21 protein-coding genes are annotated in these 24,075 nt (G+C 54.0%); 11 read left to right on the forward strand and 10 right to left on the reverse strand.

Going from position 1 to position 24,075, the window contains the following annotated elements; translation table 11 throughout:
- Positions 1-114 precede the first annotated feature (114 nt).
- A complete protein-coding gene (locus RHJ02_RS12075) occupies positions 115-717 on the reverse strand; it encodes a superoxide dismutase (RefSeq protein WP_149819807.1) in 603 nt (200 codons plus the stop codon).
- 192 nt (positions 718-909) lie between these two features.
- On the opposite strand from RHJ02_RS12075, the gene RHJ02_RS12080 reads away from it, so the two are divergent.
- The 3 genes from RHJ02_RS12080 to folP are packed head-to-tail and all read left to right on the forward strand — an operon-like array spanning position 910 to position 4,698.
- Positions 910-2,388, forward strand: a complete 1,479-nt coding sequence (locus tag RHJ02_RS12080) for a phosphoglucomutase/phosphomannomutase family protein (protein ID WP_206200372.1) — start codon at positions 910-912, stop codon at positions 2,386-2,388.
- A gap of 37 nt (positions 2,389-2,425) precedes the next feature.
- Positions 2,426-3,859, forward strand: coding sequence for an MFS transporter (locus tag RHJ02_RS12085; protein ID WP_310744609.1), 1,434 nt, complete (start codon positions 2,426-2,428; stop codon positions 3,857-3,859).
- A complete protein-coding gene (gene folP, locus RHJ02_RS12090; RefSeq protein ID WP_206200373.1) occupies positions 3,856-4,698 on the forward strand; it encodes a dihydropteroate synthase in 843 nt (280 codons plus the stop codon). The genes RHJ02_RS12085 and folP overlap by 4 nt, the downstream gene beginning before the upstream one ends.
- Here folP and RHJ02_RS12095 read toward each other — a convergent pair.
- Positions 4,695-5,294 (reverse strand): hypothetical protein, encoded by a 600-nt coding sequence (locus tag RHJ02_RS12095; RefSeq protein WP_206200374.1) that lies wholly within the window; start codon positions 5,292-5,294, stop codon positions 4,695-4,697. The two genes, folP and RHJ02_RS12095, sit on opposite strands and share 4 nt — an antisense overlap.
- A gap of 162 nt (positions 5,295-5,456) precedes the next feature.
- On the opposite strand from RHJ02_RS12095, the gene RHJ02_RS12100 reads away from it, so the two are divergent.
- Positions 5,457-6,416, forward strand: coding sequence for an ARPP-1 family domain-containing protein (locus RHJ02_RS12100; RefSeq protein WP_206200375.1), 960 nt, complete (start codon positions 5,457-5,459; stop codon positions 6,414-6,416).
- Positions 6,417-6,419: 3 nt separating this feature from the next.
- Here RHJ02_RS12100 and RHJ02_RS12105 read toward each other — a convergent pair whose 3' ends face one another.
- From RHJ02_RS12105 to RHJ02_RS12115, 3 genes are read right to left on the reverse strand one after another with little or no spacing between them, the layout of a single operon-like run.
- Entirely contained in the window at positions 6,420-6,890 is a 471-nt protein-coding gene (locus RHJ02_RS12105; protein WP_206200376.1) for a hypothetical protein, read from the reverse strand.
- Between the two features lie 11 nt (positions 6,891-6,901).
- Positions 6,902-7,195: an Asp-tRNA(Asn)/Glu-tRNA(Gln) amidotransferase subunit GatC gene (gene gatC / locus RHJ02_RS12110; RefSeq protein ID WP_206200377.1), complete on the reverse strand. Its 294-nt coding sequence runs from the start codon at positions 7,193-7,195 to the stop codon at positions 6,902-6,904.
- A gap of 10 nt (positions 7,196-7,205) precedes the next feature.
- Positions 7,206-7,727, reverse strand: a complete 522-nt coding sequence (locus RHJ02_RS12115; protein ID WP_149819824.1) for a photosystem I assembly protein Ycf3 — start codon at positions 7,725-7,727, stop codon at positions 7,206-7,208.
- Between the two features lie 278 nt (positions 7,728-8,005).
- On the opposite strand from RHJ02_RS12115, the gene RHJ02_RS12120 reads away from it, so the two are divergent.
- Genes RHJ02_RS12120 through RHJ02_RS12130 form a run of 3 tightly spaced genes read left to right on the forward strand, consistent with a single transcriptional unit; the run spans position 8,006 to position 10,623 of the window.
- Complete coding sequence (locus tag RHJ02_RS12120; protein WP_310743107.1) at positions 8,006-8,860, forward strand: universal stress protein; 855 nt, start codon at positions 8,006-8,008, stop codon at positions 8,858-8,860.
- A gap of 15 nt (positions 8,861-8,875) precedes the next feature.
- Complete coding sequence (locus RHJ02_RS12125) at positions 8,876-9,499, forward strand: DUF4129 domain-containing protein (RefSeq protein ID WP_310743108.1); 624 nt, start codon at positions 8,876-8,878, stop codon at positions 9,497-9,499.
- Complete coding sequence (locus tag RHJ02_RS12130) at positions 9,496-10,623, forward strand: DUF4350 domain-containing protein (RefSeq protein ID WP_310800271.1); 1,128 nt, start codon at positions 9,496-9,498, stop codon at positions 10,621-10,623. Before RHJ02_RS12125 ends, RHJ02_RS12130 begins: the two co-directional genes overlap by 4 nt.
- A 28-nt stretch (positions 10,624-10,651) precedes the next feature.
- Here the strand turns inward: RHJ02_RS12130 and RHJ02_RS12135 are convergent, their stop codons facing one another.
- On the reverse strand, positions 10,652-10,978 hold the full coding sequence (locus tag RHJ02_RS12135) for a 2Fe-2S iron-sulfur cluster-binding protein (RefSeq protein ID WP_302677405.1): 327 nt from the start codon (positions 10,976-10,978) through the stop codon (positions 10,652-10,654).
- A gap of 189 nt (positions 10,979-11,167) precedes the next feature.
- Between RHJ02_RS12135 and psbB the strand changes: the two genes are divergently transcribed.
- The 4 genes from psbB to RHJ02_RS12155 all read left to right on the forward strand — a co-directional run bounded on the left by psbB (position 11,168) and on the right by RHJ02_RS12155 (position 15,640).
- Positions 11,168-12,700 carry a photosystem II chlorophyll-binding protein CP47 gene (psbB, locus tag RHJ02_RS12140; protein ID WP_206200382.1) on the forward strand — a complete coding sequence of 511 codons (1,533 nt, stop codon included), beginning with the start codon at positions 11,168-11,170 and terminating at the stop codon, positions 12,698-12,700.
- A gap of 19 nt (positions 12,701-12,719) precedes the next feature.
- Positions 12,720-12,818, forward strand: a complete 99-nt coding sequence (locus RHJ02_RS12145) for a photosystem II reaction center protein T (protein ID WP_011057371.1) — start codon at positions 12,720-12,722, stop codon at positions 12,816-12,818.
- A 260-nt stretch (positions 12,819-13,078) separates the two neighbouring features.
- Entirely contained in the window at positions 13,079-14,371 is a 1,293-nt protein-coding gene (locus tag RHJ02_RS12150; RefSeq protein ID WP_310744614.1) for a histidine phosphatase family protein, read from the forward strand.
- Between the two features lie 3 nt (positions 14,372-14,374).
- Positions 14,375-15,640 (forward strand): dihydroorotase, encoded by a 1,266-nt coding sequence (locus RHJ02_RS12155; RefSeq protein ID WP_206200383.1) that lies wholly within the window; start codon positions 14,375-14,377, stop codon positions 15,638-15,640.
- On the opposite strand, the gene fumC is transcribed toward RHJ02_RS12155, so the two are convergent.
- From fumC to RHJ02_RS12175, 4 genes are all read right to left on the reverse strand, one after another.
- Positions 15,592-16,995 carry a class II fumarate hydratase gene (gene fumC, locus RHJ02_RS12160; protein WP_206200384.1) on the reverse strand — a complete coding sequence of 468 codons (1,404 nt, stop codon included), beginning with the start codon at positions 16,993-16,995 and terminating at the stop codon, positions 15,592-15,594. The two genes, RHJ02_RS12155 and fumC, sit on opposite strands and share 49 nt — an antisense overlap.
- 107 nt (positions 16,996-17,102) lie before the next feature.
- Complete coding sequence (locus RHJ02_RS12165) at positions 17,103-20,420, reverse strand: Swt1 family HEPN domain-containing protein (protein WP_302677401.1); 3,318 nt, start codon at positions 20,418-20,420, stop codon at positions 17,103-17,105.
- Between the two features lie 53 nt (positions 20,421-20,473).
- Entirely contained in the window at positions 20,474-20,725 is a 252-nt protein-coding gene (locus RHJ02_RS12170; RefSeq protein ID WP_302677400.1) for a Uma2 family endonuclease, read from the reverse strand.
- A gap of 71 nt (positions 20,726-20,796) precedes the next feature.
- Complete coding sequence (locus tag RHJ02_RS12175; RefSeq protein WP_310800272.1) at positions 20,797-24,048, reverse strand: DUF1156 domain-containing protein; 3,252 nt, start codon at positions 24,046-24,048, stop codon at positions 20,797-20,799.
- Positions 24,049-24,075 lie beyond the last annotated feature (27 nt).

The raw sequence follows: 24,075 nt of genomic DNA on the forward strand, positions 1-24,075 counted from the left end.
AACCATAGTTGTGGCCGAATCATGGCTCAGCAAAAAAAGCCCCGCTCGATCAGAACGGGGATCAGTGAAATCAGTGAAGTAGTTCAGTAAGAGCGGAACAAAAAATTGGGAAACTTAGGCAGCCGCTAGATTTTTAGCAACAAAGTCCCAGTTCACCAGTTGGTTGAGGAAGTTATCAATGAAGTCTGGACGGCGGTTTTGGTAGTCGAGATAGTAGGCGTGCTCCCAAACATCAATCGTCAGGAGGGGCACTTGACCGTGAACCAAGGGGTTTTCGGCATTGGGGGTTTTGGTCACTTTCAGCGTACCCGCTTCGAGCACCAACCATGCCCAGCCGCTACCAAATTGGGTCGCCGCTGCATTTTTGAACTGGGACTTGAACTCATCGTAGCTACCAAAGGCACTGTTGATCCGGGCGGCCACATCACCCGTAGGAGCGCCACCGCCACCGGGCTTGAGGCTATTCCAGAAGAAGGTGTGATTCCACACTTGAGCCGCATTGTTGAAGATGCCCACCTTGGCAGCATCGCCATAGGTCATGCGAATGACATCTTCAAGGGATTTGTCAGCGAGTTCCGTATCTTGAGTCAGTTTATTGAGGTTGTCCACGTAGGCTTTATGGTGCTTGCCATAGTGAAATTCAAAGGTTTTCGCAGACATCCCATAGGGTTCAAGGGCACCCGGATCAAAGGGAAGGGGTTCTTGTACAAATGCCATAGTGCTCAATACCTCTCTAAAGGTGATGCAGGTTTAGGCTACTAGAGATCAGTCATCGCCAAAAGGCACCTAGCAGCAGTGCCCATCGCCTAATTAACAATTCGCAATAATTATATCATCCTCCTTTCCGCTTCAGAAAAGAGCTGTCTCGCAGCATGATATGTTCAGAGGGGTTCTTGGGTCTTGGGTTCTATGGTTGCTTCTGTCCTTCGCCTCGATCAGGTTTTGATTCCTGAGGATGCCCCGATTCGCTTTGGTACCGATGGCTGGCGCGGCATCATTGGCGCTGAGTTTACTTTTAACCGTTTGCTGCGGGCAGCCAAGGCAGCAGCGGCAGTGCTCCATCAAACCTATGGCAAGGGCACAACGCCTCGGATCATTGTGGGCTACGATCGCCGGTTTTTAGCGGAACAGTTTGCCGCAGCCGTTGCCCAATTACTGGCGAGCCAAGGCTATGAGGTGTGGCTTTCAAATTGTGCGGCGCCAACCCCCGCCTTTAGTTGGGCTGTCAAAGCCGAGGGAGCCATTGGCGGCTTGGTAATGACGGCAAGTCACAATCCCGCCATCTATGCAGGACTCAAGGTGAAGGGCGCCTTTGGTGGCTCCGTACCCACGACCGTCACCCAAGCCATTGAAGCGCAGTTAGCTCAGGGAGAGCCGCCACCCGTGGGTGAGGCCAAAACAGACTATCAAGCCTTTGATCCGTGGCCCAGCTATTGTGCGGCCTTGCGCACTCATGTTGATCCAAGACCCATTCGTGAGGCGATCGCCAGCGGTAAGCTGCGGATCTGTGCCGATGTTATGCATGGGGTGGCCGCAGGAGGGCTAGAGCGCTTGTTGGATTTAGCGATACCAGAGTTTCGGCGCGATCGCGATCCCCTCTTTGGGGGAGGTGCTCCTGAACCCATTGGCCGTTATTTAACCGCAACCCAAGAGTACCTGCGGCAACAACACAGTGCCACCCCAACAGTGTGTTTCGTCTTTGATGGTGATGCCGATCGCCTAGCAGTCATTGATGGCGAGGGGGTGCTGTACACTGCCCAAGAAATTATTCCCATCTTGATTGATCATCTGGCACAACACAGTAGCTACCGAGGGGCTGTGATCAAATCCATTAGCAGTTCTGATCTGGTGGCGCGAGTGGCCGCCCACCATGGTTTAGCGGTGATTGAAACGCCCATTGGCTTTAAGTACATTGGCGATCGCATGCTGGCAGGGGAAGCTGTCCTCTTAGGTGGTGAAGAATCGGGGGGAATCGGCTATGGCCATCATCTTCCTGAGCGAGATGCCTTACTCTCAGCACTGTACCTACTACAAGCCCTAGTGACATCTGGCTTGAGCGTAGGGGAATACTATCAACAGTTGCAGGCAACGACGAACTTTTACAGTGCCTACGATCGCGTTGATCTCACCCTCGCGTCCTTAGCGCAGCGACAACAACTAGAAGCAATCCTAGCAGCGCATCCCTTCACCCAGATTTTGGATAGCCCCGTGAGCCACTGGGAGAGCATTGACGGCTACAAGTTTCATCTAGCTGATGGCGGTTGGTTACTGATTCGCTTTAGCGGCACCGAACCCCTGCTACGCCTCTACTGCCAAGGGAAAACGCCTGAAGAAGTGCAGCGCATTTTAGAATGGGCAAGTCAATGGGCAGTTGCAGTGGCTGGCTAATCGTTAAAAAAAAAACAATCGTAATGGACAACGCATCATGCCACTAGACCCATCCAGCCCAAATTCCCCTGCCACCGGTGCCCGTTCGCCCCTTTCCCTATGGACAAAACTTGCCTTTGGCGCCGGTGATCTCGGAACCGCCATCACTGCCAATTTACAGGTGTTTTTCCTGATGGTGTTCTTGACCAATGTGGCTGGCCTCAATGCGGGCTTGGCAGGCAGTGTGTTGATGATTGGCAAAATCTGGGATGCCATCAATGATCCGATCATCGGCTACCTCAGCGATCGCACCCCTGTGGGCAAGTGGGGACGCCGCCACATCTGGATGATCCTAGCAGCCCTTCCCTTTGGCATTTGCTTTTTCTTGAACTGGTGGGTACCAACGACGGATCAAGGGTTGCTCTTTGGCTACTACGTTCTCATGGGTCTCCTCTTTAACACGTTTTACACCGCAGTCAACCTACCCTACAGCGCCCTAACACCAGAACTAACAGAAGACTACAACGAACGTACTAGTCTGAATAGTTTTCGCTTTGCCTTTTCCATTGGCGGCAGTATTGGCTCACTCCTATTGGCGCAAATTCTCTTCCAAGTCATTCAGGAACCCAAAACTCAGTACATTGTCCTGGGGGGCATTGCCGCTGTATTATCTGTGCTGCCCATCTATTGGTGTGTCTGGGGCACACGGGGACGGGTGCGCGAGTTTGAACGGCATACCCCCAGCAGTGGCCAAAGCCCTTTACCCTTGAAGACGCAACTGCGGTTGGTCTTTAGCAATCGGCCCTTCCTATTCGTGATGGGCATTTACCTCTGTTCTTGGCTGGCGGTGCAAATTACTGCCTCACTGATTCCCTTTTTTATTGGCGATTGGTTGCAAATGTCCCCCGCTGAATATACGCAAGTGGCGCTGGCGGTGCAATCGACGGCGATGATCATGCTTTTTGTTTGGAGTGCCGTGAGTCGGCGTATTGGCAAGAAGGCGGTCTATTACATGGGCATGGCACTGTGGATGATTGCCCAAGCTGGCTTGTTTTTATTGCAGCCGGGACAAACAACGCTGGTCTATATCTGCGCGATTCTGGCGGGGTTTGGGGTTTCAACGGCCTACCTTGTCCCTTGGTCAATGATTCCCGATGTGATTGATCTCGATGAACTCAACAGTGGCCAGCGGCGGGAGGGGATCTTCTATGCCTTTATGGTGCTACTGCAAAAAATTGGTCTTGCCTTGGGGTTATTTCTCGTCGGTCAGGCCTTGCAGTGGGCAGGCTACCTCTCCAGCGTTGCCGGTGAACCGCGCCCCGTTCAGCCCCCCTCGGCACTGTTGGCAATCCGCATTGCCATTGGACCTTTGCCGACTTTTTTTCTCATTATTGGCATGGTTTTGGCCTACCTCTATCCGATTACGCAAGCGGTACACCAAGAGATTCTCTTAAAGCTGCACGCTAAACGGCAAGGAGAGGCTAGTGCATGAAGGGCTGGTACGTGGGCGATCGCGCTTTTGTTTGGGGGGAGCGCACCTACATCATGGGGATCTTAAATATCACCCCTGACAGTTTTAGCGATGGCGGTGACTTTTTTAATCCCGCCAGTGCCGTTGCCCATGCCTTTGAGATGGTGGCGGCAGGGGTTGATGTCATTGATATCGGCGGTGAGTCCACCCGTCCGGGCGCCAGTGAAGTGCCCATTAGTGCTGAGTTAGCGCGGGTGTTGCCCGTGATTGAGGGCATCCGTCAGCAGTCGCAGATTCCCATTTCCATTGATACCACCCATGCGGTGGTGGCGCGCGCAGCGGTTGAGGCAGGGGCGAATATTGTCAACGATGTCTCCGGCGGGCAGGCGGATCCGGAAATGTTTGCCACGGTAGCGGCATTGGGGGTGCCCTATATCCTCATGCATCGGCGGGGAACGCCAGCCACCATGCAGCAATTAACAGACTACGGGGATTTGATTGGTGATTTGCTTCGCTATTTTCAGGAACAAACGCAGCGGGCAGTTGCCAGCGGCATTCCCCCCGAGCATCTGATGATTGATCCCGGTATTGGCTTTGCCAAAACCACGCCCCAGAATCTCACCCTTTTACGAGAACTGCGACAATTTCACAGCCTTGGCTATCCTCTCCTGCTGGGGCCATCGCGCAAACGCTTTATTGGTGACGTGCTGAACCTGCCCAATCCTAAAGACCGGGTTTGGGGTACTGCAGCGGTCTGCTGTCATGCCATTGCCCAAGGGGTCGAGATGGTGCGTGTCCATGATGTGGCGGCCATGGTGCAGGTGTGTCGGATGGCCGATGTGCTCTGGCGATCGCCCTAGGGAGACTCAAGCCACTTGAGGACACCCACCGCTATGAGAAAAAGACTCGCCAAGCCCTCTAAATAAGGGCCAAAGCGCAAGGGGGTTTGTTCGCGGAGTTGCTGCCCCAACCAAAAGCCACTACCAATGCAGACCCAACTGGTTACTGTACTCGCTATCACAGCACTAGCGATCGGTAACTGTGCCAAACCCGCAGCTACCCCTGTAGCAAAGTTCGTCAGGGTCAATGCTAAACCCAACAGCAGCGACTGGTAGAGCGTGAAGTCATAGGCATAGTCAAGAATTGGTAATAAGTTCGGCTTTGTGGTTTTAGAGGGATGATTCAAGTTGAGCCAGACTCCTCCCAGTGCCGATGCCCCCATGACTATTAGTAAGCCACTGCCAAGCCGCTGTGTCCAAATCAACGGCACATACTGCTGCACCCACCCACCCAACCCCATGGCCAAAAAGGTACTGCTACCCGAAAGAGCCGCAATCAGAGCATTCCCCAGCCAACTCATACGATAGCGGCGCAGACCATAGCTAACGGCCACGCTAAAGTTATCCATATTGGTGGCAAAACCAAAGAGTAGGGAGGCGATCGCGACTGGGAGCATTGGAACCTCTCAAGAATTCACCCTGAGCATAAGCGATTTCTAAGGACAAAGGCACCTGTTAATTAGGATGGTCTGGCGGGGCGATCGCAAATTTTCTGGGTGGATGCATATCCCTAACAACAGCAATGGATAACCAGATGTATACCCTTGCGAGGTGATCCCATGAATCTTCTCCAAGAACTCCTACAAACCGTTGAAATTGGCACCCCCCAAACCTTTGGTGGCATGACGCTGTTTCCCCTGCTGCGCCCGATTGTGGCAGAACCCGACTATTGGACGCTAACGGAAGCAATGAACCAAAACCTGCTGAAGATTACCGAGGTGTCTGAAGGGGGGCATGTGCCTGAACTCCTGTGCCATAACTGGAGCGATCGCTCGGTACTGCTTGTGGATGGGGAAGAACTCGTCGGTGCCAAGCAAAACCGTATTCTTAACCTCACAGTACTGGTGCCCGCCCACACTGATCTGAAAATTCCCGTTTCCTGTGTTGAACGGGGTCGCTGGCACTACCGCTGCCGTGAGTTTGCCGCTGCTGATCGCGCCTACCATGCCACAGGGCGCGCCAAGAAACTCCGCTATGTTACAGAGTCGTTGAAACGCAGGGGAAGCCGCCTTGCTGATCAGGGGGAAATCTGGGCGGATGTCGATGACCATCTGCTTTTCTTTGCTTGCAAGTCCGCCACCGATGCCCTCGCTGATGTTTATGAAAAAGAAGCCCACTCCCTCGATGAGTACGTCCAAGCATTTCGGGCGATCGCCCAGCAGATTGGTGCGCTTTTCGTCGTGCACGGTCAAATTTTGGGCTTGGAACTCTTTGACTTCCCTGCTACCTTTGGCAAACTGCTCCCCAAATTCAGCCGCAGCTACGGCCTTGAAGCCCTGAAACCCTCTCTTTCTCACGGTTCAGAAGTCACCACTGCCGATGCCAAGGCTTTTTTGAACACAGTGGCTGCCGCAACAACTGAAACCTTTGAGGCCTTGGCCGAAGGCACGGATGTGCGGCTTACCCATCCCGAAGTCATTGGTAGTGCCCTTGTGGCCAAGGAGCGGGTGGTGCACTTGAGCGCCTTTCCCACCGAGATCACCCAGTCCAAACGCCGGCGGTCAGGTTGGGAAATTTAAGTCCTAGGGACAATTGCTGCGCCCCGGTGCCGGCACACACAACTCCCATTCCGCATTGAAGGGTTCGTAGCCGAGAGCCACCCCCGCCCGTTCTGCTTGGTAGCGCACCTCCTCAAAGCAGTCAAAGCCATCGGGGCGCACGGCAATAATAATGTACTCGCGATCGCGCTGACGGCGGAGATTGGCCAACAAAATGGCCAGTGGCGAGGTCGGTTTGGCCAGATCTGCTGCCCGCACAAGCACCTTTCGCGGATGAATGATCACCCCCTCGCGACGGCACTCTAGATAGCGGGGGGTACGCCCGTCATTTTGGGCATTTTCCCGTGCCAAAATTTGCACATTGGTACGTTCTCGCCCAAGGCTGCTGGCACTGATGACCACCACTAACAGGATCAGCGTGCCAATGGTGCAGGCCAAGATCGACAGGAAGGGAAATAAGTCCAGTTGTAAATGGTGGGATTGACGCCGCCGCACAGCCTGATGCCTTACATAATTTTGGGCACACGGAAAAAGTCATCCTCGCGATCCGGGGCGATCGCCAGCAAGTCCTCCCGATTTGGCCAAGGCTCCAACACGTCGGGACGGGTTACATTACTGACTTCAATCGCACGGGTCGTCGGTGGAATATCCGTGACATCCAGTTCCCTGAGTTGATTCACATAGTCGAGAATGCGATCCAATTGCTGGGTGAGGGCTTCAATTTCGCTTTCCTCAAGGGCGAGGCGAGCCAAGTGAGCCACCTTGCGCACATCCTCTGTGGTAATAACTTTTGTTGCCATGGGTAATCCCTTAGAAATAAACATCCATGCTGGAGCGACCCGTGGTCTTCAGCCAGTTTTGCGCCTCGATATAGTTATTGGGCGCCAGTTGAATCGCCCGTTTCCAGTAGTCTGCGGCGCGATCGAAGAGTTGTTCAGCCTCCTCGGAGCGCTGTTGCTCCTCTGCCTGTGTGCCCAAGTAGTGGTAGATCACCGCAATATTATTGAGGGCTTGGGGCATGCGGGGATTGAGTTCAAGGGCTTGGTGATAATACTCTAGGGCTTTTTCATGATCGCCGTTACTGGCGTGGATCAGGCCAATGTTGTAGAGAATGTAGCTGCGATCGTTGGGGTCTTCCTCTAGTTCTAGGGCTGCTTGGTAGTTCTCCAGCGCCTCAGCATATTCCCCGTCCGCTTGGGCAGACATGCCATCGCGGTAATAGGCAAAGGCGGTTTTTGACTGCGAACTGGTGGGCAAGACCTTGAGAATGAGGTCAGCCATGACCGTAAAGGTTTTGTCAATAAAATTGTCGTTCCGTTGCGATCGCGGCATAGGGCTTCCTTGAACGGCCTCTTGCTTAGTGTATCAAAAGCACTCCCAAGAGCGCCCCCTAGCCAATGCCTAAGATTTGTAGCGTTCCACCAAGAAGCCCCTAACCCAGACCTAAGATCGTCATACAGCCCTTTTCTTGAGATGTGGCGTGTACGAATGAGGAGAGCATCCTATCCTCCAGCAGTTTTGACTGTTTTCAGCGTGTGCCATCCTTGGGAAAAGGGCTGTAGTGGCCATCCGTGCCCTGATGCTCACCAGATGTTGGGAGTTTGAGATTTATGATTGAAAATATTCTATTGGCAGACTCAGGAACTGGACAATCCGAACAAATGCTCAAGTCGCTGATGGAGTTGCCAGCGATTCAACGCGCTGCCGTCACTGTTTTGCACGTGATTCCACCGAAAATTACTGCCGAGGAGATGGCCGAACAACGTCAAGCGGGTGCCAAACTCCTAGCGGAAGCCGTTGCCCGACTGCATCTTGACCCCGTCATTAGTGTCAATACCATGCTGCGGGAGGGGGATCCCAAAGATACCGTGTTGCACGTGGCCGATGAAATCAATGCCGACTTAATCATCATGGGATCGCGGGGACTCAAGCGCCTGCAATCCATTCTCGAAAACTCTGTCAGCCAGTATGTGTTTCAACTGTCTTCCCGACCGATGTTGCTGGTGCGCGATGACCTCTTTGTGAAGAAAATCAACCGCATCATGGTAGCGCTCAATAATTCTGCTGCAGCCAAGGCCTCCTTGGACTTAGCCGTGCGCCTAATAGAGGGGGTCAAGGGGGGCAAACTCATTCTTGCCCACGTCAATCCCGACCTCAAGGGTCATGCTGATACCCCTAGCACGGCTGCTGAAAAAGATCCGATTCTCTCGGAAGCCGCAACGGTGGCCAAGCAGCGGGGTGTGGAATACCAGTGTGTGCTAACCACTGGCAAGCCCGGTGAAGAAATCTGCCGCATTGCTGCTGATACCAATGCCGATCTCCTCGTTCTGGGTTCCCCGGATCGGCGTCCGTCCATCGCTCGCAGTTTACCCGACTTGGATCGCCTTTTGGGCACCTCCCTTTCTGACTATGTGCGGGTCTATGCCGAGTGCCCCGTGCTCTTTGTGCGACAATCGGAGGCGTAGTCTGGTCTGGCGACGGTGACCTTTTTCGATGATCTGCGCTGGCAGGGCGATCGCCAGTGGCGACAATTGGGTGAAGCCCTTGAGTACAGCTTTCTCCAACTCTTTCGCCAGCAAACGGAGCCATTTTGGCAGGACTCCCCCTCCTTAGAGGCATGGCTACGCTGGTTCTTGCAAGGGGTCTTGCTCGTTGGCCTTGGACTCGCCCTCTATTTCCTAGGGCGCAGCCTGTGGCGATGGTGGCAGCGGCGATCGCGATCCTCCTCAGCAACACTGGCTTCTACCCTTGAGGAGCGCCCCAGACCCGTACGGGAATGGTTAGAACTGGCCCAAAGCCTACAATTGGCGAGAGACTACCGAGGGGCCTGCCGTGCCCTCTACATGGCCTTGCTCTATCGGCTGCAGGAGGCGGGCTGGCTACGGCTACAGCCCCACTGCACCAATGGCGACTATCTACGGGAATTGGAGCGACTCTTTCAACTGGGGGAGCGATCGCCAGCCGTGCGGCGGAGTATTCAGCACCTCTTTCAAGTTCACAGTCGCAGTTACTATGGCGCCGAAGCGGTGGATGCCCAAACCCTAGCCACCTGTCAAGCTGCCTATTTTGAGGTGGAACCCTTCCTGCGGGAGCGCCAGCAATGATGGCGATCAACCGTCGCCAGTGGTTTTTCCTCGGCTTCGCTGTCCTTGTGCTGTTGGTGGTTGGTCTCCTGATTTTGGCGGTGGCGCCCAGTAGCCGCGCTGGCTCCTCCTTTGATCCCTCCCCTTGGGGCACGCAGAAATTTTATGCCTATCTGGAGCAGCAGGGGTTCCAAGTGGCGCGTTGGCAGCGGGACTATGCCAACCTCAAGGGTGAGGGGCACGTTTTCATTCAAATAAGTAGTCGTCCCATTGGCTGGTCACCGCCTCTTTTGGAGTGGCTGGCTCAGGGCAATACGCTGGTGCGCTTTTACTGGCATGGGGAACCCACCGCAGCCCCCTTTGTACAGCGCCTCTCCACTCCTCAGGGCAAGGTGTTGATTGAAACGCGCCGCCGCGTCCCCCGTCAGCGGGGCGATCGCCCCCTGCTCAAGGATGATCATGGTTCAATTGTCTATCTCAGGCAAGCCACTAGTCCCCAGAACCATGGACAACGAATCCTTGGGGTCTATCCTTGGCTGGTGGCCAATGTCTATGGCGGTGACCCCCCCCTTGCGAACTTTGCCGTTGTGGCCGAGATTTTGCAGAACGTGGTTACGCCGGGGGCAACGATTTACTTTGATGAATGGCTCCACGGCTATCGCCAACGCTCCCCAGAGGATGTGGTCAGGGAGACAGTGCCTCAAACCCTCTTCGACTACTTCAGTCGTACCCCTTGGTTGGCGGTGGGGTTGCAACTTGCCCTCTTGGTTCTCTTTTTGCTATGGCAGCAAAGTCAACGTTTTGGCCCACCCTTATTGGAGAAAGAACCCGTCTCCAGTAATAGTGCCGCCTACATTGAAGCCCTCGCGGGCGTTTTGCAACGGGCACAGCAGCGGACGTTTGTTCTAAAACAGCTTCAGGATCGTCTCCGCTATGATCTGGCAAACCAATTAGGCCTTGCAACCACTGCTGCCGATCTGCCCAAGGATGCTGAACTCCTACAAGCTTGGCAACGCACCACCGGGCGATCGCCCGAACTCCTGCAAGATCTCTTCAGTGTGACCAACAGCCTCGACGATTCTCAGTTACTCAGGTGGCTAGAGCAGGCCACCAGTGTTGTGCAGGCTCTGCAAACGGTTGACTAGTCTAATTGACCCCATCAGCAAGCCTCACCTAGCTTTTGGGCTTCGTCTTCACACCCACCGGCCCATAGACAAGGGTTTGGCAAGCCAAGCGATAATTCTCTGGCTTACGGCGGAGCTTGCGTTCTTCCACTGGTGTGCGGGGGGAGAGGTTTTCCATACCCTCGACGATCTCAACAATACAGGTGCCACACTGGCCATAGCCCCCACAATTAAAGAGCTTGCCCTTGAGGGTATAGAGGTCAACCCCCGCTTCCATTGCTTTTAAGCGCAGATTCGCGCCGTCGGCAGCAATCACTTCTTTGTTTTCGTTAACAAACTTAATATTTGTGCCCACAAATTCAGCTTTGCTTGCCATAGGAACCGACGCTAGTTACCATTCTTAATACATTCTCATTTTGGCAGAAAAACTGCCCAACCGTAGCTGAAGTTACGGGTAAATTGGCCGTTAAACTCTTAGTAGGGAAGCGGTTGTTACCGTGATCCGGCTGCTTAATAAAATTTGTTCATGCAAACGCTAAATTTTTGTATAGGAGGAGCGTAGTCAATGGGACTACCCTGGTACCGAGTCCACACTGTCCTGATCAACGATCCAGGACGGTTGATTGCCGCCCACCTGATGCACACGGCATTGGTCGCCGGTTGGGCAGGGTCGATGGCTCTTTATGAGCTAGCTATTTTTGATCCCAGTGATCCCGTTCTCAACCCAATGTGGCGGCAGGGAATGTTTGTCTTGCCCTTCATGGCACGGTTGGGGGTCACGGGGTCTTGGAGCGGTTGGAGTATTACTGGCGAAACAGGGATTGACCCTGGTTTTTGGAGCTTTGAGGGGGTTGCCCTCGCTCACATCGTCCTGTCAGGTCTGTTGTTCTTGGCGGCCTGCTGGCACTGGGTCTATTGGGATTTGGAACTCTTCCGCGATCCTCGCACCGGTGAGCCTGCCCTCGACTTGCCGAAAATGTTTGGCATTCACCTGTTCCTTGCCGGTTTACTCTGCTTTAGCTTTGGTGCTTTTCACCTGACCGGTCTCTTTGGTCCTGGGATGTGGGTCTCTGACCCCTATGGCTTGACGGGCAGTGTCCAGCCTGTGGCACCCGAATGGGGACCCGATGGCTTTAATCCCTACAACCCCGGTGGTGTGGTTGCTCACCATATCGCCGCAGGCATTGTCGGTATTATTGCTGGTTTATTCCACCTGCTGGTACGTCCACCCCAACGGCTGTACAAAGCTCTGCGCATGGGGAATATTGAAACGGTACTCTCCAGCAGTATTGCTGCCGTCTTCTTTGCTGCCTTTGTTGTTGCCGGCACGATGTGGTATGGCAGTGCCACCACGCCCATTGAACTCTTTGGGCCGACGCGCTATCAGTGGGACAGTGGCTACTTCCAACAGGAAATTAACCGCCGTGTGCAGGCCTCCCTCGCCAGTGGCGCCACCCTTGAAGAGGCTTGGTCAGCCATTCCAGAGAAACTGGCCTTCTACGATTACATTGGCAACAACCCCGCCAAAGGTGGTCTCTTCCGTACTGGCCCGATGAACAAAGGGGATGGCATTGCCCAAGCTTGGAAAGGCCATGCCGTCTTCCGCAACAAAGAGGGTGAAGAACTCTTTGTCCGTCGCATGCCTGCCTTCTTTGAAAGCTTCCCCGTCATCCTCACCGATAAGAATGGCGTTGTCAAAGCCGACATTCCCTTCCGGCGTGCCGAGTCGAAGTATAGCTTTGAGCAACAAGGCGTGACCGTCAGCTTCTACGGTGGTGAATTGAACGGCCAAACCTTCACCGATCCACCCACCGTCAAGAGCTATGCCCGTAAAGCTATCTTCGGTGAGATCTTTGAATTCGATAAGGAAACCCTCAACTCCGACGGGATTTTCCGCACCAGTCCCCGTGGCTGGTTTACCTTCGGCCATGCGGTGTTTGCCTTGCTCTTCTTCTTTGGTCACATTTGGCATGGTGCCCGCACGCTGTTCCGCGATGTCTTCTCTGGGATTGATCCAGACCTGTCGCCGGAGCAAGTGGAATGGGGCTTCTACCAAAAGGTGGGCGATGTCACCACTCGTCGCAAAGAAGCTGTCTAGTCATTCCTAGGGGACTACTATGGAAACCATCACCTACGTTTTCATCTTTGCCTGCATTATCGCGCTGTTCTTCTTTGCTATCTTCTTCCGTGAGCCTCCTCGGATCACTAAGAAGTAGTCTCTGATTCATGAGCGAATAGGTCTTCAATACTTGCCGATCGCCCCTGCGGTCGGTTTTTTGATTTTTATGTGATGCTCAAGAGATGATGCCTGCCGATTCCTGAATCTTTTGCTCTTGAAGCCACGGTTTCTGGTACAGTCTTTATGGCACGGTGGGATGGCCAAGTTTGTTGTCTGTGAATTGTTAAGGAGAAACCTCTGAGTACCCGAGTCATCATTGTCCGCCACGGTGAAAGCACGTTTAATGTCCAAGAGCGGGTGCAAGGTCACAGTGATGCTTCTTCGCTCACGGAACGCGGTGGTTGGATGGCAGCCCAAGTGGGTCTGGCCCTGCGGGGCATTCCCATCCGCAAGATTTACACCAGTCCCCTGAAACGGGCAAAGGAAACCGCAGAGGGCATCCATGCTCAGCTCCAAGACCCGCAACTCAAGCCACCCCATTCCCTTGATTTACTCAAAGAGATTGCGCTGCCCGCTTGGGAAGATCTGCCCTTTGCCGAAGTGAAGGCACGGTTTCCCGAGGACTATCGCCGCTGGCAGGAAGCCCCAGAAACCTTGATGATGAAAATCACCACGGAGAGTGGCCAAACCCAGGAGTTTTTTCCGCTATTGGATCTCTACGATCGCGCGGGCATGGTTTTGGAAGCGCTGCTGACGGCTCACGAAAATGAAACGATTGTCATTGTCGGCCACAGCGGTATGAATCGTGCCCTGATTTGCACGGGTCTCGGCTTGGGGGTCAAGGGCTATTTACGGCTCCAGCAGGCCAATGGCGGCATTAGTGTCCTCAATTTCAGCAATGGCTTGCGGCAACCCGCACAACTAGAAGCCCTCAATCTCACGAGCCATCTCAATGATCCTTTTCCGCAACCCCGTTTCAAGGAGCAAACGCTGCGCATCTTTCTGGTACGCCATGGTGAAACGGACTGGAATCGCGAGGGACGCTTCCAAGGGCAAATTGATGTGCCCCTGAATGAAAATGGCCGTGCCCAAGCGGCGGCGGTGGCCGAGTTCCTCAAGGAGGTGCCCTTTCACCATGCCTTGAGTAGTCCCCTACGGCGGCCCAAGGATACGGCCTTGGCGATTTTGCAGTATCACCCTGATGTCGAGCTAGAGCTAGAACCAGCCCTTGCGGAGATTAGCCACGGGGATTGGGAGGGCAAGTTTGAACCGGAGGTGGCGGCGGCCTATCCGGGGGAACTGGAACGCTGGCGTACCACCCCGGCTCTGGTGCAAATGCCCAATGGGGAAAACCTCGAACAGGTGCGCGATCGCGTGGTTAAGGCATGGGAAGAGTGGCTGAAGCGCTGGAAAACCAATGCTCCCACCCCCCACAATGTTTTGGTTGTGGCTCATGATGCCACTAATAAGGTCTTGCTCTGCCACATTGTTGGCCTAGGCATTGAAAACTTCTGGCTCTTTAAGCAGGGCAATGGCAGCGTCACGGTAATTGACTATCCCCTCAAGGGCGGTCTGCCGCGATTGCAGGCAGTGAATATCACCACCCATTTGGGGGGCGTGCTGGATCGGACGGCGGCGGGAGCCTTGTAGGCGATGGTGTGGCGACTGTTGCAACAGGTGCGGCTGCTGGATCCGGTCAACCGCCAAGATTATCGCGCCGATGTGCTGCTGGCGGCGGATCAATTGGTGGCGATCGCCCCCCAAGAGGTACCTGCTGACGCCGAAATCATTGATGCCTCAGAATGGGTGTTGGCTCCCCCCTTGGTAGATCTCTATAGCCACAGTGGTCAGCCGGGTTATGAGGCGCGAGAAACCCTTGAGACACTCTTGGCCGCTGCTGCTGCCGGTGGGGTGCAGCATTTAACCCTCTTACCAACCACAAACCCCGTGATTGATGATCCTGCCCTTTGGCAAGGATTACAACGGCAGATACCAACCACCGCTTGGTCACAGGTCCGGGCTTGGGGCGCACTCACCCAAGGATGTAGGGGAATGGCGCTAACGGATTTAGCGGAACTGGCCGCCAGTGGGGTAGTTGGCTTTTGTGATGATCGGGGGTTGACCCATTGGCCTTTGGTGCAGCGGGCACTCACCTATGTCCAGCCCCTAGGCAAACCCGTTGCCCTTTGGCCTTTTGATCCGGCCTTGGCCGCCAATGGGGTGGCGCGGCAAAGTGGGGTAGCCACTCGTCTCGGATTGGTGGAGCAACTGGTCTGCTGTGAAACCATTCCCCTATTGGCGATTTTGGAATTGGCACGCACCGTCTCAACCCCAATTCATCTCATGCGCCTGTCAACCGCTCGCAGTGTCGAGATTCTTGCTAAGGACAAACCTGAACAGGTCAGTGCCAGTGTGTCGTGGTTACATTTGCTCTTTACGGTTGAGGATTTAGCCAGTTACGATCCGCATCTGCGCCTTGACCCGCCCCTAGGAACGGCCAGCGATCGCCAAGCCCTGATCGAAGGACTCAAAACGGGGGTTATTGAGGCGATCGCCATTGACCACACCCCCTTGCTCTATGAAGAAAAAATGGTTTCCTTTGCCGAGGCACTCCCCGGTGCCATTGGCCTCGAATTAGCCCTACCCGCCCTCTGGCAGGAACTGGTTGCCAAGGAATACTTGAGTGCCCTTGACCTGTGGCATGCCCTCAGTACGGCACCGGCGCGGATTTTGAGCATTGAGCCACCCCGTCTCGAACTGCACAGTCGCAATTTTGTGCTCTTTGATCCGACGGTGACTTGGACAGTGACGCACCAAAGCCTGCGATCGCGCGCTCGCAATACGCCCTTTTGGCAGCACTCCCTGCGGGGTCAATTAGTGCCCTTTTCACCCAGCATCAACTCTGGCCGCACCCACTGATCAAATTCCTCAGCCGTAAGATACCCCAATTCCACCGCCGCTTCCTTCAGGGTTTTACCTTCGCTGTAGGCCTTTTTCGCGACGGCTGCTGCCTTGTCATAGCCGATGTGGGGGTTCAAAGCCGTCACCAACATGAGCGATCGCTGCAAATGGCGCTGAATTTGCTCCCGATTGGGTTCAAGGCCGATTAGACAAAACTCAGTAAAGGCTTGACCGGCATCACTCAGCAGTTCAATGGAACGCAGCACATTGTGAATGATCAGGGGCTTATAAACATTGAGTTCAAAATTTCCTTGACTGCCCGCGATGCCCACTGCGGCGTCGTTGCCCATCACTTGCACACAGACCATCGTTAGGGCTTCACATTGGGTGGGGTTGACCTTACCCGGCATAATCGACGACCCCGGCTCATTAGCAGGTAAGATCAGTTCTCCTAGACCACAACGGGGGCCTGAAGCCAGCCAGCGAATGTCGTTGGCCATTTTCATCATTGCTGCGGCCAAGGTTTTCAGGGCACCACTGAGCATCACCAAGGGATCATGGGCGGCCAAGGCAGCAAAGGGGTTCTCGGCTTTGCAGAAGGGATACCCCGTCATTTGGGCTAATTCTGCCGCCACGCGATCGCCAAAACCGGCGGGGGCATTCAAACCCGTCCCCACGGCCGTACCGCCAATGGCGAGGGGATACAGATGCTGGAGTGCGTACTCAATATGGGCTTGACAGGCTGCAATTTGACTGGCGTAACCCGAGAATTCTTGGCCAAGGGTGAGAGGCACGGCATCCATCAAGTGGGTGCGGCCAATTTTAATAATGTCGGCAAAAGTGGTGACCTTTTCCTGCAATACGGCCAGTAAGTGCCGCACCATCGGCAGCAGTCGCTCCTGCAGCTCAATCACTGTGGCAATATGCATCGCCGCCGGAAAGGTGTCATTAGAAGACTGGCTACAGTTCACATGGTCATTGGGATGAATTGGCGTTTTGCTCCCCTTCACCCCCCCCGCCAGTTCAATGGCACGGTTAGCAATCACCTCATTTACATTCATATTGGTTTGGGTACCACTACCCGTCTGCCAGATGGAGAGGGGAAACTGATCATCCCAGCGCCCTTCAATGACTTCATCGGCTGCTTGCATAATCCATGCCGCTTTATCGGCAGCTAAAACCCCGAAATCGCGGTTGGCGATCGCGGCTGCCTTTTTCAGCCGTGCCATGGCATGAATAACCTCGAGGGGCATGCGCTCGTGACTGATGGGAAAATACTTTAGGGAGCGCGCCGTCTGGGCACCCCAGTAGCAGTCCGCTGGTACCTCAATGGCACCGAGGGAGTCGTATTCTAGGCGAGTTGCAATTGTCATGATTCGTCATACCGAGGGGGAAAACCCATCTCTCATCATTGCATCATTGCAGCAGGAGCAACAGTTGCAGCCGTTAAACCCTACCTTGCCTCCAGCGCGCTCCCCTGTTAACTCTGCTCAAAGGATTGATTCTTAAATTTGAGTGTTTTGCAATTCTCCATGACGGTACGCACAACCTCTTCTGGAATCCCTCTAGGAATCTCAGCTTCGATTTCTAGGGTAACTTTAACGGTACCATCCAATGCAATCAGGTGTTGAACCACTTCGCTGGCGATCGTAGCCACATCTCGGTTCAGCCGCTTTGGATCAAGCTCCACATTGCCATAAAATCTGCGGAGGATAGGGGTAGAGGATGGCGGAGTGAGCGGTGCGGCGTGAGGCGTGAAGGAAACTGAGCTACCATCTGCAGTCTCTTTTCTCTCTTCTGGATTCTCTCTCCTCTCTCTATTGAGCTGTTCTTGAGCAACTTCTGGCTTTACTAGCAGGCTTTGGGGACTAATGCTAGGGTTAATGCCTGTTCCCACTTGCAGACCGAGATACTTGCCTGTCTGGTCATCAACGCCTTCAGCATAGGCAAAGTTATCTGCCCACACCGTTGAGGCCACACCGCTGCGCACTGCTTTTAACAAAACCTCTTGATTTTTCAAACGCGGCAGATAGAGATACCGTGTCAAACATTCCCATGTCTGTTTGAGATCAATGTGGTCGCTTTGCCGCCAGAGATATTTATCAAGTGCTTCAAGTCGCAGATTAGTGGCGGAGTAATTCGGTAATAGATCCCCTTCATGCACGGCTTTGTCGCTGGCTTGCACAATGGGGGAAGCCTGCCCTTGTAGTCGGGTTTCTCTCCACTCAATTTTGCCCTGGGGATCAGGTTGTTGAGGCACGAGAAGCCACTGATAGGTCTCGTTGAGGAGAGTCGTAACATCGTTATCAAACTGTTTCAGCTTCGTCTCTGCCTGTTTGGTCTGGAAGGTATCTAAGTTGAGAATTTCCTTTTCATCGACGATTCCCTTCCACGCTAGGTATTGGGCAGTGTTGCGTTCTAAGTTTTCCAGTTTGGTTTTATCGGCTGCCAAAAAAAGCAGGGTATTCTTGTAGTAACGGGGACTGTTCCCCCTGTGGTTGAGGGCATCTTCCACCCATTGGCGGGCAGGGCTGTCAGGATTGCCTTTGCTGTGGGCATGTTGGGGATGCAGAACCACCAGCCGAACCCCTTGAGTACAGTCGTCGGGAATATCCGCCGTGGAGTCGGGAGCAACATGGACGGCGCTGAATTCGCCGCGATTTTGATTGTTTTTGAGCCGTCGGATGACCTCTGCCCAAACGGGGTCGCGATCGCTGAGGATTTGTTCTGCCCGTTCTTGGGCAGTGCGGTTAACGTTAGGTTGTGTGGAAATCCAGTAGCGTTTGCTTTCGTCCACGTAGAGGTAGGTGGCACGATCCGTCAAATAGCGTAAGGCATCGCCAAAGGTAGCAGGGGTTTCACCGGGTTGCACACAGCCCAGCTTAATGCGGCGATCGTCAATGCCTCGGTTGGCAGCACGCAGGGTGGGGGCAGATCCCATGTAGATGGTGCGAGCAACACGGCGGCAGGCGGAGTAGCGCCCTAGGTTGGAGTTTTGGCGATCGAGGGTCAATGGTAGGGAATTGGCACCATCCACATCTTTGTCAATGACAGGTAGCCAATTGTCTTCAAGATAGCGAGTCAGTTCCGCCTGAACCTGCTGATCATCCATTGGCACATGGGCAGGCAGGATCATCAAACTGCGGTCTTCTCGTGCCCACAGGCAATGAATCACCTTGGCCATTAGGCGGAGTACGCCGCGGGTGCGTTGAAATTTATCGAGCGTGGACCAGTCGGCATACAAGCGGTCAAACAGTTCCGGATGAATCGGGTAGGCCGCTTTTAGGCGACGCTCGTAGTCAGGTTCTTTGCACTCGCTAGGAAACTCTTGGCTTTGGTGGCGGTACATGTCCATAAAGGCTTTGACAACCGCATCCCGCTGCACAAACAAATTGGGGTCAGTGATGGGCTGAAACAGACGGCGGCGGACAATTTCAAAGCTTTCTTCGGCACTTGCCGGCCGCCAAGGAGATTCCACCCGACCAATGGCATTTTTCAGTCTCTCTAGGGCTTCTTTCCCGCGATCGCCCCCAATCTCAATATCTGAAGAGGGGATACTGACCACCAAGAGGGTATCTTTGGCATTCTTAGCCGATTCACTCAGCGTTTGGGCAAAGGTAAACTGGGTATCAAAGCTCCCTCCGGCCAGATCACTGTGCTCATGCAGTTGCCGCGCATAGGACACCCATTCATCAATCAAAATTAGACAGGGGGAAAAGCGATTGAACAGCACCTTGAGAGCATCACCCGGATTGGTGGAGGTTTCATCGGCTGGCCGCACCAGTTCATAGCCTTCGGCTCCACCCAATTGCCAAGCCAGCTCGCCCCAAAGGGTTTTAATCAAAGGGCGATTTTGGCGCTGGTGTTCGGGTCTATAGGGGACAATGCCGCTGGGCTGAAGTTTATTGCCCACTAAAACTGCCACACTGACATTTTGAGGCGGTGTCGTCAGCCCTACTTCTTGGAAGATCGGCTCCATCCCCGGCAAGTCAGCACTTGATCTTGCATGACACAGATGGTACAGAGCCAGCATGGCGTGGGTTTTGCCACCGCCAAAGTTGGTTTGCAGCTCAATCACCGGATCGCCGCCCTGACCGCTGAGCCGTCGTAGAGCGTTGGCCAGCAGTTGTTTCAGTCCTTCGGTGATGTAGGTGCGGCGATAAAATTCGCTGGGATTGCGGTACTCGTCAGAGCCTTCATCCAGATAGACCTGCCAGAGGTCGGCAGCAAATTCGGCTTGTTGAAAGCGACCGGAGGCAACATCAGGATGGGGGGTAGCAATTTCCCGCCAAGGCTTGAGTCCGGCCATAGGTTGCCCTTCCGTCGGTGTGGTGGTGGTGCGGCGGGTGATATTGCGGGCTTGCTCCTCAAAGCGAATGCGCAATAATTCTTGCTTTTGTTTATCAACTTCGGCAGCTTGAGGAGCGGAAATAGCGCTGAGCAGGCGGTTGACGCTATCGAGGGCGCGGTAGGCATCATCGGTCGAAAAAGTGTTGGTATGTGCCCACTTGTTACGAGTTTCGCGTAACTCACTGACCAGTGTCCGCTCTGCCCTTCCTAAGATCGTTTTGAAGACTTCATTCCACCGTTCCCAAATGACGATCAGCAGGGCAGATACATCTTGCTGCAGGACCTCTGCAGGATTGTTGTATTGGTTATACTCAGGTAGGCATTGAGCAGCCTCTTGCAACCAGCGATCGCCATAGCTGGCTTTCATTTCCCGTTCCACAAAGGGGTAAAGCCCATCGAGAAGCAAATTTAGGGAGCGTCCCACTCGTTCGTAGTTACTAATGCTCATCGTGTGATTATGGCAAGAGGGCTGATCAAGCAAGAGCTGTAAGACTATGATAGCTAATCCCAAATCAGGGTTAAATCCATCACGAAGTGGCGTAACAGAGGTTCTCCTGAAAGGCAAGATGGATGTTCTAAAACTTCTACGGCTTGTTGGGGTTGATAGCAATAAACTTGTCGGGTTTCGGGAGCAATTAACCAACCCAGCTGAGCACCATGAGCACCATTATCTATATACTCCTGCATTTTGGCTTGGAGAAAAGCAAGGTTGTCGGTGAGTTGAAGAGTGGGGCGTAGGTTCAGGGCAATCATGGGGTTACTTTAATCATTAATCATTCAATCATTAAGGAGTTGGTGTGCAGTTTATTACGCCTACAATAGGCCTAAAATTGTAGGTTAATCTGCGTAGATGCTTGCATCGTGGCAGCTAGACGGGTCATTTCTGGCCAAGAACTCACAAGGCTGTTGTAAGCGAGAGCCTCTTGGCTCCACCTCTTGCGATCGCACAGGCTATACAACCGATAGGCCAAATCGCGGGCAAAAATGGCGCGATCGCCCAGTTGAGCGAGGAGTTCGGCAGCGCCAGTTTCCCCTTGTTTATCCAAAGCATGGATCAGCAGTTGGGTGATCAACCATAGGGGAGAAGTGAGGAGCGAGGTGGACGGTTCATTCCTCTCTTCTCTTTTCTCCTTTCTCTTTTGGCGTTTCCCGTTCCTCTTTGCGATTTCCTCTCTTGTCAACAAACGCACTTTGCCGCCCTTGGCTTCGAGGATGCCCCCATTGACCATGCCTTGGACGGTGGTATTTTTGGCTTTGCTGAGGGTTTCGGCATCGCCGTATGGCCCTTCATTGAATTCGTGTTGCTCGAACCAGATGAGAGCCCAGCGGGTGTCGCTGTCGAATTCGCCCTCTTGCTCGGTGAGGTATTCGTCGAGGGTTTGGTTGATCAGTTCCAGGGCAGTGCGCACGCGCATGGGAGTGCCATCGTTTTCCAGAACGGCGGCATATCGGGAGAAGACAGCCATGCCGGGGCCAATGCTGGCTTGGGCAAAGTCTACCGGGGCGATGTTGCCCTGCTGCAGGGTTTTGAGGGCTCTGGGAAGTTCGCGTTTGAGTTCGCTGAGGAATTGGCGACGGGTGATTTTGGGGGCATCCGCAGGGCGAGGACGGCAAACAAGGACGATCGAGGAGGCGAGGGCGTTAGTGCCAGATGCGACCATGCGGTTACTCAGTTCACTTCGCATGGGCCAAGTACCATCGATACTAAAGCCAGCTTTGATTAAGCCTTCTAGCATGGTTTCCCAACCGGTTGAAGCTCTGCTGCCCTCACCCCTAGCCCCTCTCCTAGAGCGAGAGAGGGGAACCGGATCTTCTTCTCCCCCATTTCTTTCGGCAACGCTTCGCGAATGCCCATTTGGGGAGGGGGGTTCGGGAGGTGAGGGGTCTTCTTCTTGCTTGAAGGCGTAGTAAACCGTTAATGGATAGTCTGAGTGAACAACTTTATTGAGACGCTCAAAGGTTTTGCCGAATCCTTCTTCAAAAAATTCCTTTGCTTTTTGTTTGGTGCCATGACGGAAGTTATCCGCAACCAATTCTTGGGCTTTAGGGGTTAATAATGTACCAAAGAGATTTGGGTATATAAATTGAAGAGAACGCCGTAACCACACATAAAAGAAATCTGACAAATCTGCATACCCAATGTTGTCGTAATAGGGTGGATCGGTGGAGATGAGTTTGGGGGTGGTGTCGTGGGGATGGGGAGCAGTTGCGTCATGTTGAGTGACTTGTGATCGAGAAGTTGGGGAGGCTTTTTCAACTACCTTAGAAACCCATTCAACAGCACCATTAAAGTTCCCCGAAGAATCGCTCAAAGGGTTTGCCTCACAAAAATCCCAAGCCATAGGAATTGCTTGTCTTGTAAATAAGTGACCTATAGCATCTCGACCGATATGCCAAGTACAAATATTATTGTTGTAATCACAGACCTTATCGATCGCAAACGCCAAATAAGTGGCGATCGCCTCTCCATAAGCCCTTGCGCCGGTTCCGCCCTCATTCAAGGGCACATCATCATCCGGTAGCCCAGCGGCAATGGCATCCTGAGTCGCCTTTTCCCGTGCTTCCCCCACCAAATCGCTGAAGGTGGTCAGCGCCACCAGTTGACGCGGGGTGAACAGATCGGCATGTTTGGTCATGCCGTAATTTTGGACGCGGAACCCTAGCGCTTCCTTAGGTAAATCCGTATCTGGTTTCCAAGTGGGTTGCGCCGAATTAGCAATGGCTTCCTGTTCTGGGGTGGGTGCGAGATACACCCGTCCATTTTGTCCCTCAGCAACAATGGCCATCAATTGCTGTCCCATGCGTCCGGCTCTGCCCTCCGATCGCACATACTCCAACGGTACGGGCGTTCCGCAGGCGATGCAGCGTGCCCCTTTGCGGTCTACCGTTCCCTCTGGTGCTCTGCCTTTGCCCGACTTCACCACAAACCGGATTTGAGTCCCCTCACCCTTGATGGGAGAAGGGGCTAGGGGATGAGGGTGATCAATTACCGGCTCCACCCAAGCCTCTTTCCCCTTCTTGGTCGAAAGCTGAAAACTCCGTACCAACGGCATCTGGCAGCCACAGGCCGGGTTCGGGCATTTGACCGTTCTTGCCCATAGCCACGCAATCACCGTTGCTTTTCCCTCACCCTGCCCTTTCCCAGAGGGAGAGGGTTCTGATTCTCCCACTCGCTCTTTTGGGGAGAGGGGGCTGGGGGGTGAAGGGGTTGGGGGGTGAGGCAGAACAGAAATTTCCCACTTCTCTAGCTCCTCCTCGCCCTCTGGGAGAGGGGGTTGGGGGGTGAGGGCAACCTTCGGGTACAGATGCCCAATCCGCTTAAACGCCTCATCTCGCATCCATTCTCCGTAATAGCGCACATCCGCCGCGAGTCCCTGTGCTCCATACCAGCGATTTAAGCCTGCCCTTTCTCTTCCTCGCCCTCTGGGAGAGGCGGTTGGGGGGTGAGGGCAATCCACCGGATTCACCGGCGCTTGATCCTTGAACTTCGGCGGAATCTCAATCAATGCCTTATTGATCAACACCGCTACGGGATTCAAATCACTGGCATGGGCTTCCAGCCCCAACCGCTGCGCCTCCAAGGGAATCGACCCGCCACCGGCAAAGGGGTCATACACTGGTGGCGCATACTGGGCAATGTATTCCCGCACCGCTTTGGGATCGGTTGGCGGCTCTTCCCCTCTATCCCACGCCAAGCAGCGGGCAATCTCGCGCTGCGCTGCCTCTAGCACCCCAGAGTTCGGATCATTGACATCATCCCAAGACACCAAGCCCCGCACCACCTGTTTTGCATTGCCTTTCCGATCCCGCACCACCTCAATCCGAGCCAAAATATCAAACAACCGCTGCCGTTCCCGCTGTTGCTCCTCTTCGGTGGGGAACTTGTCTGGCCAACTCGAAGGATCATCCACCAACGATGCCCATAGGACAGCGCGACAGGTTGCTAAGGGTCGCCGCGCCCACCACAAATGCAGCGTGGAAGGATGGCCATGGCGGATGGATTTTTCACGGGCCGATTCGAGGTTGATGGCTTCTAGGGGCAGGGCAACTTCAATGAGTTTTTTGCGGTAGGTCATCACTTGCAAATTATCTTAATATTTGAT

The sequence above is a fragment of the Thermosynechococcus sp. TG215 genome, assembly GCF_031583455.1.
Taxonomy (GTDB): domain Bacteria; phylum Cyanobacteriota; class Cyanobacteriia; order Thermosynechococcales; family Thermosynechococcaceae; genus Thermosynechococcus.

Excerpts from the sequence above, each read along its gene's own strand:
- RHJ02_RS12075 (WP_149819807.1), bottom strand. The coding sequence starts at position 717 with ATGGCATTTGTACAAGAACCCCTTCCCTTTGATCCGGGTGCCCTTGAA.
- RHJ02_RS12080 (WP_206200372.1), top strand. The coding sequence starts at position 910 with ATGGTTGCTTCTGTCCTTCGCCTCGATCAGGTTTTGATTCCTGAGGAT.
- RHJ02_RS12085 (WP_310744609.1), top strand. The coding sequence starts at position 2,426 with ATGCCACTAGACCCATCCAGCCCAAATTCCCCTGCCACCGGTGCCCGT.
- folP (WP_206200373.1), top strand. The coding sequence starts at position 3,856 with ATGAAGGGCTGGTACGTGGGCGATCGCGCTTTTGTTTGGGGGGAGCGC.
- RHJ02_RS12095 (WP_206200374.1), bottom strand. The coding sequence starts at position 5,294 with ATGCTCCCAGTCGCGATCGCCTCCCTACTCTTTGGTTTTGCCACCAAT.
- RHJ02_RS12100 (WP_206200375.1), top strand. The coding sequence starts at position 5,457 with ATGAATCTTCTCCAAGAACTCCTACAAACCGTTGAAATTGGCACCCCC.
- gatC (WP_206200377.1), bottom strand. The coding sequence starts at position 7,195 with ATGGCAACAAAAGTTATTACCACAGAGGATGTGCGCAAGGTGGCTCAC.
- RHJ02_RS12115 (WP_149819824.1), bottom strand. The coding sequence starts at position 7,727 with ATGCCGCGATCGCAACGGAACGACAATTTTATTGACAAAACCTTTACG.
- RHJ02_RS12120 (WP_310743107.1), top strand. The coding sequence starts at position 8,006 with ATGATTGAAAATATTCTATTGGCAGACTCAGGAACTGGACAATCCGAA.
- RHJ02_RS12130 (WP_310800271.1), top strand. The coding sequence starts at position 9,496 with ATGATGGCGATCAACCGTCGCCAGTGGTTTTTCCTCGGCTTCGCTGTC.
- RHJ02_RS12135 (WP_302677405.1), bottom strand. The coding sequence starts at position 10,978 with ATGGCAAGCAAAGCTGAATTTGTGGGCACAAATATTAAGTTTGTTAAC.
- psbB (WP_206200382.1), top strand. The coding sequence starts at position 11,168 with ATGGGACTACCCTGGTACCGAGTCCACACTGTCCTGATCAACGATCCA.
- RHJ02_RS12145 (WP_011057371.1), top strand. The coding sequence starts at position 12,720 with ATGGAAACCATCACCTACGTTTTCATCTTTGCCTGCATTATCGCGCTG.
- RHJ02_RS12155 (WP_206200383.1), top strand. The coding sequence starts at position 14,375 with ATGGTGTGGCGACTGTTGCAACAGGTGCGGCTGCTGGATCCGGTCAAC.
- fumC (WP_206200384.1), bottom strand. The coding sequence starts at position 16,995 with ATGACAATTGCAACTCGCCTAGAATACGACTCCCTCGGTGCCATTGAG.
- RHJ02_RS12165 (WP_302677401.1), bottom strand. The coding sequence starts at position 20,420 with ATGAGCATTAGTAACTACGAACGAGTGGGACGCTCCCTAAATTTGCTT.
- RHJ02_RS12170 (WP_302677400.1), bottom strand. The coding sequence starts at position 20,725 with ATGATTGCCCTGAACCTACGCCCCACTCTTCAACTCACCGACAACCTT.
- RHJ02_RS12175 (WP_310800272.1), bottom strand. The coding sequence starts at position 24,048 with ATGACCTACCGCAAAAAACTCATTGAAGTTGCCCTGCCCCTAGAAGCC.